12 protein-coding genes are annotated in these 12,680 nt (G+C 70.9%); 4 read left to right on the top strand and 8 right to left on the bottom strand.

The features are described from left to right. Nucleotides 1-31 precede the first annotated feature (31 nt). On the bottom strand, nucleotides 32-922 hold the full coding sequence (locus IH61_RS0134175) for a dihydrodipicolinate synthase family protein (protein ID WP_031077133.1): 891 nt from the start codon (nucleotides 920-922) through the stop codon (nucleotides 32-34). Between the two features lie 72 nt (nucleotides 923-994). On the opposite strand from IH61_RS0134175, the gene IH61_RS0134170 reads away from it, so the two are divergent. Beyond that, a complete protein-coding gene (locus IH61_RS0134170) occupies nucleotides 995-1,885 on the top strand; it encodes a LysR family transcriptional regulator (protein WP_031077131.1) in 891 nt (296 codons plus the stop codon). A 17-nt stretch (nucleotides 1,886-1,902) separates the two neighbouring features. Here IH61_RS0134170 and dnaE read toward each other — a convergent pair whose 3' ends face one another. The 7 genes from dnaE to IH61_RS0134130 all read right to left on the bottom strand — a co-directional run bounded on the left by dnaE (nucleotide 1,903) and on the right by IH61_RS0134130 (nucleotide 10,150). Next, a complete protein-coding gene (dnaE, locus tag IH61_RS0134165; RefSeq protein ID WP_031077129.1) occupies nucleotides 1,903-5,445 on the bottom strand; it encodes a DNA polymerase III subunit alpha in 3,543 nt (1,180 codons plus the stop codon). Nucleotides 5,446-5,583: 138 nt separating this feature from the next. Then, nucleotides 5,584-6,669, bottom strand: coding sequence for a hypothetical protein (locus IH61_RS0134160; protein ID WP_031077127.1), 1,086 nt, complete (start codon nucleotides 6,667-6,669; stop codon nucleotides 5,584-5,586). Nucleotides 6,670-6,683: 14 nt separating this feature from the next. After that, on the bottom strand, nucleotides 6,684-8,261 hold the full coding sequence (locus tag IH61_RS43465) for a hypothetical protein (RefSeq protein ID WP_031077125.1): 1,578 nt from the start codon (nucleotides 8,259-8,261) through the stop codon (nucleotides 6,684-6,686). A 30-nt stretch (nucleotides 8,262-8,291) separates the two neighbouring features. Next, a complete protein-coding gene (locus IH61_RS0134150) occupies nucleotides 8,292-8,603 on the bottom strand; it encodes a hypothetical protein (RefSeq protein WP_031077123.1) in 312 nt (103 codons plus the stop codon). A 39-nt stretch (nucleotides 8,604-8,642) separates the two neighbouring features. Continuing rightward, entirely contained in the window at nucleotides 8,643-9,380 is a 738-nt protein-coding gene (locus IH61_RS0134145) for a hypothetical protein (protein WP_031077120.1), read from the bottom strand. Nucleotides 9,381-9,533: 153 nt separating this feature from the next. Next, complete coding sequence (locus tag IH61_RS0134135; RefSeq protein ID WP_031077119.1) at nucleotides 9,534-9,767, bottom strand: hypothetical protein; 234 nt, start codon at nucleotides 9,765-9,767, stop codon at nucleotides 9,534-9,536. A gap of 20 nt (nucleotides 9,768-9,787) precedes the next feature. Further along, entirely contained in the window at nucleotides 9,788-10,150 is a 363-nt protein-coding gene (locus tag IH61_RS0134130; protein ID WP_051838533.1) for an ATP-binding protein, read from the bottom strand. Nucleotides 10,151-10,341: 191 nt separating this feature from the next. Here IH61_RS0134130 and IH61_RS0134125 point away from each other — a divergent pair, with 191 nt between their 5' ends. The 3 genes from IH61_RS0134125 to IH61_RS0134115 all read left to right on the top strand — a co-directional run bounded on the left by IH61_RS0134125 (nucleotide 10,342) and on the right by IH61_RS0134115 (nucleotide 12,337). After that, nucleotides 10,342-11,187, top strand: a complete 846-nt coding sequence (locus tag IH61_RS0134125; RefSeq protein WP_031077116.1) for a helix-turn-helix domain-containing protein — start codon at nucleotides 10,342-10,344, stop codon at nucleotides 11,185-11,187. 10 nt (nucleotides 11,188-11,197) lie between these two features. Then, complete coding sequence (locus IH61_RS0134120) at nucleotides 11,198-11,389, top strand: DUF397 domain-containing protein (RefSeq protein ID WP_031077115.1); 192 nt, start codon at nucleotides 11,198-11,200, stop codon at nucleotides 11,387-11,389. Nucleotides 11,390-11,506: 117 nt separating this feature from the next. Further along, nucleotides 11,507-12,337 (top strand): isocitrate lyase/PEP mutase family protein, encoded by an 831-nt coding sequence (locus IH61_RS0134115; RefSeq protein ID WP_031077113.1) that lies wholly within the window; start codon nucleotides 11,507-11,509, stop codon nucleotides 12,335-12,337. Nucleotides 12,338-12,680: the final 343 nt, after the last annotated feature.

Here is a 12,680-nt window from a genome sequence, read left to right as displayed (position 1 = left end):
CCGGAACCGCCCGGGCCCTTTCCGGGCAGAACTAGTGGTCCAGACCATTCACGAGCGCCAGCGCCGCGTCCACCTCGGCCCGCCCGGCCGGCAGCAGCGGCAGCCGTACGTCCGGGGTGGGGATGCGGCCCTGGGCGTGCAGCACGCCCTTGGTCACCGACGGGTTGGGCGCGGCGAAGGCGGCCAGGGCCAGCGCCGTGAGCCGGTGTCCGAGCCCGCGCGCCCGCTCGACGTCCCCGGCCCGCCAGGCGGCGTCCAGCTCGACGAACCGGGCGGTGGCCAGGTGCGCGGAGGCCAGGATGCCGCCGGCCGCGCCGACCGCCAGCATCGGCGCGAGGTAGGCGTCCTCGCCGGTCAGCACGGCGAAGCCCTCGGGGGTGTCGGCGAGCAGTTCGGCCGCCGTCCGGTCGAGGCCCCCGGTGGCGTACTTGACGCCCACCACCCCGTCGATGGCGGCGAGTTCGCGCAGGGCGGCGGTGGAGAGCTGCTGCCCGGTGCGGTACGGGATGTGGTAGACGATCAGCGGCAGCGGGCTGCCCGCGGCCAGCTCCCGGAAGTGGGCGACGGTGCCCGCCTCACCGGGGCGGACGAACGCCGGGGTGGTCACCAGCGCGGCGGCGGCCTGCGGGGTGCGGGCGCCGAGCGCGGCCAGCGCCTCGGCGGTGGCGCGGGTGCCGCCGCCGCTCGCGCCGACGATCAGCTGGGCCCCGAACGCGGCGCAGGCATCGGCGGTGACGTCGATCACGGCGTGGCGCTCGTCGGCGGTCAGGGCGGCGGGCTCACCGGTGGTGCCGAGCGCGACGAGCCCGGTGGCGCCGGCCTCCAGCAGTTCGCCGGCCAGCTTCCGGAGCGAGTCGAGGCAGACGGTGCCGTCCTCGGCGAAGGGGGTGATCAGGGGGACGTAGATGCCGTTGAGGTCCATGACCACGATCCTCGGGGCAGCCGATCGCCCGGGTCCAGTTCATGTTTCCGACGGTTCTCGTAAGCTGAGCCGATGCTCGACGTCCGACGCCTGCGCCTGCTGCGCGAACTGGCCCACCTCGGCACCATCGCCGCCGTCGCCGAGGCGCTGTCCTTCAGCCCTTCGGCGGTGTCCCAGCAACTGTCCGTCCTGGAGAAGGAGGCCGGCGTCCCCCTGCTGGAGCGCACCGGCCGGCGGGTGACGCTCACCCCGGCGGCGGTCGGGCTCGTCCGGCACGCCGAGTCGGTGCTCGCCCTGCTGGAACAGGCGGGGGCCGAACTCGCCCACGCCAAGCAGGGGTTGGCCGGTCCGCTGCGGATCGGCACCTACCCCTCGGCGGCCCGGGCGATCATCCCCGGGGTGCTCGGCCACCTAGCCGCCTGGCACCCCGCCCTGGAGCCGATGGTCACCGAGGTCGACCCGGCGGGCGTCGGTGCGGCGCTGCGCGCGGGCGAGCTGGACGTGGCGCTGGTCCACGAGTACGACCTCGTCCCCGCCGACCCGGAGCCGGGCCTGGCGGTGACCAGGCCCGTCTTCACCGAGCCCATGTACCTGGCCGCCCGCGCCCCGGGGACGGTCGCCGAGCAGCGCTCCGCGCCGTGGATCCTGTCCCCGCCCGGCACGCTCTGCCACACCGTGGCCGTGCGCGCCTGCGAGGCGGCGGGCTTCGCCCCGCGCGTGCGCCACCAGATCGACGACTTCACCACCGTGCTGGCCCTGGTCGGCGCGGGCCAGGGCGTCGCCCTCGTCCCCCACCTGGGCACGATGCAGCAGCCGCCCGGCGTCGTCCTCACCCGCCTGCCGATGTACCGCCGCACCCGCGCCGCCTTCCGCGCGGGCGCGGGCAGCCACCCGGCCGTCTCGGCCTTCGTCTCGGCCCTGCACACCTCGGTGCCCCCGGGCCTGACCAGCGACGGGGCCTGAAGCCTGCCGCGGAGGGTTCAGTTCCCCGAGTTCGCCAGGCAGCTCGGCCCCAGCAGCTGCTTGAGGTCCCCGAACAGCGCCGGGTCCGACTTCACCCGGTGCCGGTCCAGCCGCAGCACCGTCGTCTTGGTGCGGCCCTCCAGCCGCAGCCGCACCTCCGTCGACCCCTTGTGGCTGCCCAGCACCTCGCCGAGCCGGGCCACCAGCGGCGGGGTGACCTTCCCGGTGGGGATGTTGATGACGATCGGCGCCTCGGCGTGCGCGTTCGACAGGTCGGGGGCGGACAGCTCCATGCCCATCAGCCGCGGCACGTCCTCGCGCTTGTCGAGCTTGCCGCGTACGAAGACCACGGCGTCCTCGACCAGTTGGGAGGACACCAGCTGGTAGCTCGCCGGGAAGAACATGCAGTCGATGGAGCCGGCCAGGTCCTCCACCGTGGCGATGGCCCAGGCGTTGCCCTGCTTGGTCATCTTGCGCTGGAGGCCCGAGATGATGCCGCCGATGGTGACGATCGTCCCGTCCGGCCGGTCCGCGAGGTCGGCGACGGCGCAGTCCGCCTTGTCGGCGAGCACGTGCTCGATGCCGTGCAGCGGGTGCGAGGAGACGTACAGGCCGAGCATCTCCCGCTCCTGGGTGAGCAGGAAGGACTTCTCCCACTCCTCCTCGGAGAAGACCACGTCCAGTCCGAAGCTCGGCTCGTCCTCGGTGGTGTCGCCGCCGAAGAGGTCGAACTGCCCCTCGGCCTCCTTGCGCTTCACGCCGACGACGTTGTCGATCATCGGCTCGAACTGCGCGCTGAGGCCCTTGCGGGTGTGGCCGAGGGAGTCGAACGACCCGGCCTTGATGAGGGATTCGACGGTCCGCTTGTTGCAGACCACCGACTCCACCTTGTCCAGGAAGTCGGGGAAGGAGGAGAACTTCCCCTTCGTCTTTCGGGTCCGGATCATCGACTCGACGACCGGGCCGCCGACGTTGCGGATGGCCGTCAACCCGAAGCGAATGGTGGTGTCACCGTGCGGGGTGAAGTCCGAGTCCGACTCGTTGACGTCCGGCGGCAGCACCTGGATGCCCATCTTGCGGCACTCGTTGAGGTAGACCGCCGACTTGTCCTTGTCGTCCTTGACCGAGGTCAGCAGGCCCGACATGTACTCGGCCGGGTAGTTGGCCTTGAGGTACGCCGTCCAGTACGAGACCAGCCCGTACCCGGCGGTGTGCGCCTTGTTGAACGCGTAGCCGGAGAAGGGCACGAGCACGTCCCACACGGCCTGGATCGCCGCGTCCGAGTACCCGCGCTCGCGGCAGCCCTTCCGGAAGGGGACGAACTCCGCCTCCAGGATCTCCTTCTTCTTCTTGCCCATGGCGCGGCGCAGCAGGTCGGCCTGGCCGAGCGAGTAGCCGGCGAGGATCTGCGCGGCCTTCTGCACCTGCTCCTGGTAGACGATCAGGCCGTAGGTGGGCCGGAGCACCTCCTCCAGGGGCTTCTCCAGCTCGGGGTGGATCGGGGTGATCTCCTGCTGGCCGTTCTTGCGAAGGGCGTAGTTCGTATGGGAGTTGACGCCCATCGGGCCCGGCCGGTACAGCGCGAGGACGGCGGAGATGTCCTCGAAGTTGTCGGGCTTCATCAGCCGCAGCAGCGAGCGCATGGGGCCGCCGTCGAGCTGGAAGACGCCGAGGGTGTCGCCGCGGGCGAGGAGTTCGTAGGTGGGCTTGTCGTCGAGCGGCAGCTTGAGCAGCTCGATCTTCTCGCCCTTGTTCCTCTCGATCGCCTTGACGGCGTCGTCCATGATCGTCAGGTTGCGCAGGCCGAGGAAGTCCATCTTGAGGAGGCCGAGGCCCTCACAAGTCGGATAGTCGAACTGCGTGATGGTCACACCGTCGGTGTGCCGGGTCCAGACCGGGATGTGGTCGGTCAGCGGCTCGGCGGACATGATCACACCGGCCGCGTGCACACCGGGCTGGCGGATCAGGCCCTCGATGCCGCGCGCGGTGTCGATGACCTTCCGGACGTCCGGATCGTTCTCGTACAGCCCCCGGATCTCGCCCGCCTCGCTGTAGCGCGGGTGGGAGGGGTCCGTGATCCCGGAGAGCGGGATGCCCTTGCCCATCACGTCCGGCGGCATCGCCTTGGTGATGCGGTCGCCCATCGCGTACGGGTAGCCGAGGACGCGCGAGGAGTCCTTGATGGCGGCCTTCGCCTTGATGGTGCCGTACGTGACGATCATGGCGACCTTGTCGGAGCCCCACTTCTCCGTCACGTAGCGGATCACGTCACCGCGCCGGCGCTCGTCGAAGTCGATGTCGACATCGGGCATGGAGATGCGCTCGGGGTTGAGGAAGCGCTCGAAGATCAGCCCGTGCGGGATCGGGTCGAGGTCGGTGATGCCCATCGCGTACGCGACCAGCGAACCCGCCGCCGAACCACGGCCCGGGCCCACCGCGATGCCCTGGCCCTTGGCCCACATGATGAAGTCGGCGACCACGAGGAAGTACGCCGGGAACCCCATCTGGATGATGGTGTCCATCTCGTACTCGGCGAGCTTCCTGTGCTCCTCGTCGTACCCGCCCGGGAAGCGCCAGTCCATGCCCTCCCAGACCTTGGACCTGAAGAACTCCGCCTCGGACTCGAAGCCCTCCGGGATCGGGAAGCGGGGCATCAGGTTCCTGAACTTGAACATGCCCTCGGTGTCGACCCGCGAGGCCACCAGCAGCTGGCTGTTGCGGCAGCCCTCCTGCCAGGCGTCCGAGGAGTCCAGCGCGTACATCTCGGCGGCCGACTTGATGTAGTAGCCGGTGCCGTCGAACCGGAAGCGGTCCGGGTCGGAGAGGTTCTTGCCGGTCTGCACGCACAGCAGCAGGTCGTGGGCGCCCGCGTCCGCCTCGGTGGTGTAGTGCGAGTCGTTGGTGACCACCGGCGGGATGCTCAGCTTCCTGCTGATCTCCAGCAGCCCGTCGCGGACCCGCTTCTCGATGTCCAGGCCGTGGTCCATCAGCTCCAGGAAGTAATTCTCCCGGCCGAAGATGTCCTGGTAGTCGGCGGCCGACTTCAGCGCCTCGTCGAACTGCCCCAGCCGCAGGCGCGTCTGCACCTCGCCGGACGGGCAGCCGGTGGTCGCCATCAGGCCGCCGGACAGCTCGGAGATCAGCTCCTTGTCCATGCGCGGCCACTTCACCAGCCAGCCCTCCGCGTACGAGCGCGAGGTCAGCTTGAACAGGTTGTGCAGGCCCTCCTTGTTCCGGGCCCAGATCGTCTTGTGGGTGTACGCGCCCGAGGCGGAGACGTCGTCCCGCTTCTGGTGCGGCTGGCCCCACAGGATGCGCTTGGTGTTGGAGCGCGACTCCGGCGCGACGTACGCCTCGATGCCGATGACAGGGGTGATCCCCGCGTCGGTGGCCTGCCGGTGGAACTCGGCGGCGCCGTACATGTTGCCGTGGTCGGTCATCGCCACGTGCGTCTGCCCGAGGCGCTCGACCTCCTTGAACATCTGCTTCAGCCGGGCGGCACCGTCCAGCATCGAGTACTCGGTGTGGACGTGCAGGTGCGCGAACGGCTGATCGCTCAAGGCGGGCCTCCGGAGACTCTGGTACTGATCGGGCGGGCCGGCGAACGCGCAGGTCACAGGGCGGAATGCCTGGAAACAAGTGTGGCCCAGACCGCCTCATGGGGTCCGGGCCATCACTCACACGTTCACGCGCCCACTCTAACCTCCTCGGCCCGCCCCGAGTCGCTCGGCGGCGGCCTCGCGGACGTCCGGTTCCTCCATCGGGTCGTCCCGGAGGTAGGCCAGCCGCTCCCGTACGTGAGGCCGGTCGGGGGCGTTCGCGATCCCGAGCAGGCGGGTAGCGACCTCGCAGTCCCAGAGGGACTCGACGTACGCCTCGGCCGCGCCCGGGGCCCCGATCGCCCCCAACGCCTCCAGGTACGCCGTCCGCTCGTACGAGTGCGGGGAGCAGAGCCAGAAGCGGCGCAGCACCGGAACGGCGTCCACCGCGGCCGGCCCGAAGCGCGCCAGGCCGAACGCGACCCTTTCCGAGCCGCACCAGGCCCGGTCCGCCCAGTCCTGCTCCAGGCCCGCGATCAGCCTCGGCACGTCACTCCCGTCACCGTGATCGGCCAGCACGCCGAGCCCCAGCCAGGCGAGCCAACCCCGCTCCGAGGCCGCCCATACCCGGGCGGCGGGGACGGCCCGCTCGGCCAGCGGCCCGACCGCCCGGCTCAGGTACGGCAGGTGGAACGTGTCGTCGGCGGTACCGAGGCCCGGCACCAACGGGATCAGTGCGGGCTCGGGCGGGCGGAGCGACAGCGCGAAGAGGGCCCTCCCCTTGGCCTCTGCGGGCGACTGCGGATCACGCAGCAGATCGAGCAGGCTCGCGCTGTCCCGGTCCGGGAACGGGTCCGGCCGCGTCAACCGGCGCCGGGGTCTGATCTCCTCCTCCTCGGGGAGGCCGTCGGGCAGCGCCTCCAGGGCCTCCGCCGAGCCTCCGGCCGCCAGCAGCTCCAGCACGTAGGTCGCCCGGTCCCTGGTGTCCTCCTCCGCCGCCAGCAGCTCGATCACCGGACCGAGCGGCAGCCCCAGGTCCCGGAGCAGACGGGCGTGGTAGAGCGCGCGGTCGTCCGACTGCCGGTCCCAGCGCCACTCGCGGCGGACGCAGCCGTAGACGAGGTCGGCGGCGCCTGCCGGATCTGCGGCTGCCCTGATCGCACCCTCGCCCCGGCCGCGCTGGAGCAGGCCGAGGAGGGTGTCCGGCGGGGCGTAGCGGTCGTAGTCGTCGATCTCGTCGGACATCTTCGTGTCCCCTCTCAGACCCGGACGGGCGCGGCGCCGGGCGGCGGGGAGCAGGCCGGGGTGCTCGCGCAGACCCCCAGTTGCTGCCAGGCCCCGTCGCGCGGGACGTGGACGCTCCACAGCACGTCGGCCGGGCTGCCGCAGATCGCGCAGTGCCGCCCGGGGGTGGGGGCAGGCGCAGGGACGGCTGCGGGCGCGGGCTGGGCGTACGGGTTGGCCTGCGGCGGGGCGGACCAGGGCTGGGGCAGCACGGGCACCGGCTGCGGCACGGGCGCGGGAGCGGGGGCGGCCGCGTACGGGACGGGCGGCGGGCCGAACCCGTCGACGGGCGCCAGCGCGGGCGGCGCGGCGGGCATCGGCGGCATCGTCGGCGGGGGCGGCGCGGCAGGCATCGGCGGTACCGCCGGGACGGCGTCCCAGATGCGCGCGCCCTGGACCAGGCTGCGGAAGTCGTGCCCGCACTTGCCGCAGGTGGTGAGCACCGCCTCCGCGCGCTGGTCCCCGCACCCGGGGCAGAAGGTGACCGGCCGCTCGTACGCCTCGGTGCTCTCGCAGCGCGTGCAGATGAAGTCCGGCTCCAGCTTCGCCTGGCGGAACACGGTGCTGAAGACCTGGAACGGGTTGGGGTTGTCGCGCCCGGCGGTCACGCCGAGCACAGACACCAGCATCTTGATGCGGCGGTTCCGCGTCTGCAGCCGCTTCAGGTCCAGGTTGACGACCTTGGCGTGCTTGCAGTCCCGGCAGATGCACAGCGTGCGCACCGGCAGCTGGGAGCGGATCGCCGCCTGCTGGTGCAGGAACTGGAAGGTGAGCCGGTGCTCGCCCGGAATATCCACGGTGTGGACGGCGTAGGCGGCCTGGGAGAGCGTGGTCTCGATCAGCGCGGCGAGTTCGAACACCTTCGCCCTGAGCGCCTCCGGCAGCGAGGGCGCCTGGCCCGCCGCCACCTGCTCGGAGCCGATCAGCGCGGGGATCGCCAGCAGCGCGCCCACCGCCGGCATGTCGAGCACCGCCAGCCCGGCCGACGAGACGAACCGCACGTGGGTGATGCCCGCCCAGCCCGCCGGCCCACTGGGCCTCGCCGCGCCCGAGAGCCGTCCGGAAGCGGCCGAGGCCGCCGACACCGCACCCTCGACGATCCGCTGGCCTGCGGCGTGGCCGCGCTCCGCGACGTCCGAACTCGGCTGCTTCGACCACAGGCGCGGCGCGGGGAACCTGCCCGGAGGCGTCCCCGGGACGAGGTCGGCGAGCGCCGCGTCGAGGGCGCCGAGGGTCGACAGGAACGCCTGCTGGAACGGCTCCTGCACCCCGACGATCGCGGTGGACACCGCCCGGTCCGAGAAGTGCACCCGCACCACGGCGGCCTGCGGGCCGGTGTCGGGCAGCACGTTCATCCGTACCAGCACCGGCATCTGGTCCGGCACCATCATCGCCGCGCGCACGGCGGAACCGCGTTGGGCCTCGACGACGGTCGCGAGGTCAGCAGTCAACTGGAACCCGGACCGGTGCAGCACCGCCACCACGGCGGCGCGGGCCTGCTCCGGCGACGCCGCGATCCGGCGTTCGGCGTCCAGGGTGATCGAGGGCGGCACAGCACCTCCAGGGTTCGAGGCTTCGCCGGATCAGGACCAGACGTCGTGCCCCGGATCGCTGTCGTGGGAGAAGCCGCCCTCGTCATCGGCGGTGTGGTCGGTGTGGGACTCGTACGACCCGGCGGCGGTCTCGGTCTCGGTCCCGGTCTCCGTCACCGAGAGGTAGCTCTCGAACGAGACCTCGGTGACCTCGGCGACCTCGGTGACCTCCGCGAAGTGGACCTCTTCCACCGCCAGAACCTCGGTCTCGACCACGACGACCTCGGTCTCGGAGTACGCCACCGAGGCGCTGGTCTCCTCCACGGCGTAGTCGTCCGTCAGGAACCCGTCCCACTCACCCATGCGCCCCCCAAAGGCAGTTGGCGGCCTATCGGCCCGGGATCACAATAGGGGCCCGGAGGTGCCGCGCAACACCGAAGCGGCAGCCTCGCGGACATCCGGCTCCTCCATCGGGTCGTCCCGCAGGCAGGCGATCCGGCGAAGCACGTCCGGCCGGTCCGGAGCATGCCGGATCCCGAACAGGCGGGCGCTCGCCTCACAGTCCCAGAGCGACTCGACCGCCGCCTCCGCCGTCCCAGGGGCCTCCATCGCCAGCAGCGCCTCCAGATAGGCGGCCCGCTCGTACGAATGCGGGGTGCACAGCCAGAAGCGGCGCAGGAGAGAGGCCGCCCCGGCCGCCTCCGCTCCGAACCGCGCAAGCCCCCGCGCCAGGGCGGCGGGGCCGCGCCACTGCTGCTCCACCCAGTGCCGTTCCAGCTCGGCGATCAAGGTGGGGACGTCCTGCTCCGAGCGCGGATCCACCCGCCTCGGCTCGCGCCGAGGAGGCCCGTCCAGCAGCTCCAGCACCCTGGCAGCCCGCTCCCGGGTGTCGCTTCCCCCGGCCAGCATCTCGGTCACCGGACCGAGCGGCAGCTCCAGGTCCCGGATCAGGCGCGCCAGATAGAGAGCCCGATCGTCGAGCTGCGGGTCCCACCGCCACTCGTACCGGATGCACGCGTACACAAGCTCGGCGGACGCCCCCGCATCCTCGGCAGCGATCAGCGCGCCCCGTCCCCTGCCCCGCTGGAGGAGTCCGAGGAGGGTGTTCGCCGGTGCGTACTCGTATCGCCGCTGTGCCATGGGAACAATCGTGCCGCAGCCCCCGGCACGCAGGGTGGCGGGGGGCTGGCGGTCAGGCGTCCTCGTCAGGCGGGGTGGCGCGGAGGGCGGTGATGACGCCCAGGGCGACAGTGGCGAAGGCGAGGAGGAGAAGGACGGCGAAGGCGACGGTGATCAGGAATCGCACGTGTGCTCGCGATCGGCGTCGAGGAGGAGGGTGAGGAGGTTGAGGAGGGTGGAGAGGGGGGCGGTGTTGAAGCAGACGAGGACGCAGCCGTCGATGGTGTGGTCGGTGGTGGCGGAGGGCCAGACGAGGCCGAACTTCTTGCCCCGCTCGTGGAGTTCACTCAGGAGGGAGCGGACGTGGTCGTCAGTGAAGGCGCGCAGGCGGGGGTCACCGGGCCTCATGGGGTAGCGGCTCCGGGGACTCACGAGGCGGCCCGCAGCTCGAACCACACGCTCTTGCCCCGCTTCTGGGGGTCCACACCCCAGCGGTGGGTGAGCCCTTCGACGAGCTGGAGGCCCCGCCCGGACTCGGCGAGGAGGTCGGGAGTCTTCGACTCCGGAATCACCGGGCTCTCGTCCGAGACGGAGACCCGGAGGAGGTGGTCGACGGAGATGATCTGGACGATCGGCGCCGGGGTTTCGCCGTGCCTCCAGGCGTTGGCGAGGAGCTCGCAGAGCGCCAACTCCGCGTCGAAGATGACGGACGGGGGCCAGCCGACGCGGGACATCGTGTCGTGCAGCGACTGCCGGGCGAGGGCGAACGAGGGCGTGTTGAGGTGACGCATGGGACTTCTCCCGAGATGCGATGAAGTGGCGCGAAGGCAGCCATAGTTGACGATCCATCGGATCGATGTGTAGCAACGACCATAGCGCAACCAAATCACATGTGATTTGAAGTTCCGAGAAGTTCACCCTCAAGTGGACCCCGCCCGCGATCACGCGGCAGACTTGGGTCATAAGGGCAAGGAAGGAACCAATGCCGCGACTCAACCCGACGCTCCGTCAACGCCGCATCGGCACCGAACTTCGGAAGATGCGCGAGGCTGCTGGCCTGTCGACCAGCAGCCTGAGCAGAGCCCTCGGCATCGACCGGACTCAGGTCAGCCAGATAGAGGCGGCCAAGGTCGGCGTGAGCCCAGAGCGCCTCCGCTCCTTCGCCGCTGCCTGCAAGTGCATGAACGAACCGCTGATCGATGCCCTTGAGGCGATGGTCCAGGATCGCTCCAAGGGCTGGTGGGAGGATTACCGGGGCACCATCTCGGATTCCTTCCTAGAGATCGCCGAGCTGGAGAAGAGTTCGAACAGTCTGTCCCTCTGGACCGTCCCCCACCTTCCGGGTGTTTGCCAGACCATCAGCTATGCCTCATCCGTCTTCGGGCGCATCCTCCCTCCGCTGCCTCGGCACGAGTTGGAGGCCCGAACCACGTTCAGGATGCAGCGGAAAGCCGACCTGCGACGTGATCAGAAGCCGATCACATGCTTCATCTACGAGTCCGCGCTGTGGACTCGCTTTGGAGGCACCGAAGTCCTTCGGCAGCAGCTCGATGCTCTGGTTGAAGACTCCGTGCAGTCCTGGATGACAATCCGCGTCGTGCCATTCGACATCGACACCTTCCCTGGTGCGGTCGAGAACGTCACCTACGCATGTGGCGCGGTGCCAGAGCTTGACACCGTCGAGGTCGAATCGTCGCGAAGGTCCCTGCACATTGATGCAGTCAGCGAACTCGCCAGCTACCGGTCCATCTTCACGCGCACGGAATCAGTCGCGCTCGACGAGAGCGACTCCCGTGACCTGATTCGCAAGATCGCACGAAACCTTTGAAAGGCCCAACATGACCAGCACGAAGTGGCAGAAGTCGTCATACAGCGGTTCTGGTGGCGACTGCGTGGAGATCCGCGCCCTGGACGGGGCTGTCGAACTCCGCGAGTCCGATGAAGGCGACCACATCATCCGCGCCACCCCCGTTGCCTTCACCACCCTCCTCGCCGCCGCCAAGGCCAGCCAACTCGACCACCACGCCTGACCGCACCCCCCGTGCCCCCTCGCTCTCCCCGAGCGAGGGGGCACGGCCACACCCACCCAACGGTTCTGTCGCAAATCCGCCAGACACCACCCCCCTTCCACTGATCCAATACCGACCATGACCACGCAGCACGACAGTGCCAACCTGTTCCACGCCCTCCACACCCCCACCACCCCCCTGGCCCTCGCCAACGCCTGGGACGCCGCCAGCGCCCGGCTGGTCGAATCAGCGGGTGCCCGCGCCATCGCCACCACCAGCGCCGGTGTCGCCTGGGGGCTCGGCGCCGCAGACGGCGACCACCTCGACCGGGACCAGGCCGTCGCACTGATCGCCCGTGTGGTGAACGCCGTGTCCGTCCCGGTCACCGCCGACATCGAGAGCGGGTTCGGCGCCACCCCCGCCGAGGTCGCCGACACGGTCGCCCGGGTGATCGCCGCCGGAGCTGTCGGCATCAACATCGAGGACGCCCACCCGGACAACCTGCCCGCCCTGCGTCCGGTCGCCGACCAGTGCGAGCGCCTCGCCGCCGCCCGCTCCGCAGCCGACGCCGCCGGGGTCCCCCTCTTCATCAACGCCCGCCTGGACACCTACCTCCGCGCCATCGGCCCCGAGGAAACCCGCCTCCAGGAGACCCTCGACCGCGCCCGCGCCTACCTCGACGCCGGAGCCAGCGGCATCTTCGTCCCCGGCGTCACCGACCCCGACCTCATCGCCGCCCTCACGGCCGGAATCCCCGCCCCGGTGAACATCCTCGCCGGCCCGGGCGCCCCGTCCGTACCGGAACTGTCGAAGCTGGGCGTCGCCCGCGTCAGCCTCGGCTCCGGCGTCGCCGAGGCCGCGTACGCGGTAGCCCGTCGAGCGGCGGCAGAACTGGCCGCCACCGGCACCTACACCTCCCTCACCGACGCCATCCCCTACGGCGACCTCAACGCCCTGATGAACCGCTGACCCTGCCGCCCCCTCGCTCTCCCCGAGCGAGGGGGCGCACCCATCTCGTCTCGTTCGGACGGGCGACTCTGCTCCACCTCCACACAGCCACCCACCCCGCAACACCCCATCCCGGGCAGGGCTTTGCGGCCGCGCCACAACCCCGACCCACACCGCCACCAGCACAGGAAGTCGACCCCACCGACTTCCCACACAACCCCTCCCACCCCACCCAAACCCCCACCCCAGCCAGCACCCTGTGGCCCCCTCACCAGCGCAGGAACCCGAACCAGCCACCCGGCCCGCAGCACCCCCGGGCAGGGCTTTGCGGCCGCGCGGGGCGAAGCCACGCGCGGCCGCGCCA

Origin of the sequence: Streptomyces sp. NRRL WC-3742, from assembly GCF_000720635.1 — a bacterium.
In the GTDB taxonomy this organism is placed as follows: Bacteria; Actinomycetota; Actinomycetes; order Streptomycetales; family Streptomycetaceae; genus Kitasatospora.
This window is presented reverse-complemented; position numbering and strand designations above follow the sequence as displayed.

Bases quoted from the DNA above. Each gene is read 5' to 3' on its own strand.
- IH61_RS0134160 (WP_031077127.1), bottom strand. From the start codon at position 6,669: ATGTCCGACGAGATCGACGACTACGACCGCTACGCCCCGCCGGACACC.
- IH61_RS0134130 (WP_051838533.1), bottom strand. From the start codon at position 10,150: ATGCGTCACCTCAACACGCCCTCGTTCGCCCTCGCCCGGCAGTCGCTG.
- IH61_RS0134170 (WP_031077131.1), top strand. From the start codon at position 995: ATGCTCGACGTCCGACGCCTGCGCCTGCTGCGCGAACTGGCCCACCTC.
- IH61_RS0134175 (WP_031077133.1), bottom strand. From the start codon at position 922: ATGGACCTCAACGGCATCTACGTCCCCCTGATCACCCCCTTCGCCGAG.
- IH61_RS0134135 (WP_031077119.1), bottom strand. From the start codon at position 9,767: ATGAGGCCCGGTGACCCCCGCCTGCGCGCCTTCACTGACGACCACGTC.
- IH61_RS0134115 (WP_031077113.1), top strand. From the start codon at position 11,507: ATGACCACGCAGCACGACAGTGCCAACCTGTTCCACGCCCTCCACACC.
- IH61_RS0134125 (WP_031077116.1), top strand. From the start codon at position 10,342: ATGCCGCGACTCAACCCGACGCTCCGTCAACGCCGCATCGGCACCGAA.
- IH61_RS0134120 (WP_031077115.1), top strand. From the start codon at position 11,198: ATGACCAGCACGAAGTGGCAGAAGTCGTCATACAGCGGTTCTGGTGGC.
- IH61_RS0134145 (WP_031077120.1), bottom strand. From the start codon at position 9,380: ATGGCACAGCGGCGATACGAGTACGCACCGGCGAACACCCTCCTCGGA.
- IH61_RS0134150 (WP_031077123.1), bottom strand. From the start codon at position 8,603: ATGGGTGAGTGGGACGGGTTCCTGACGGACGACTACGCCGTGGAGGAG.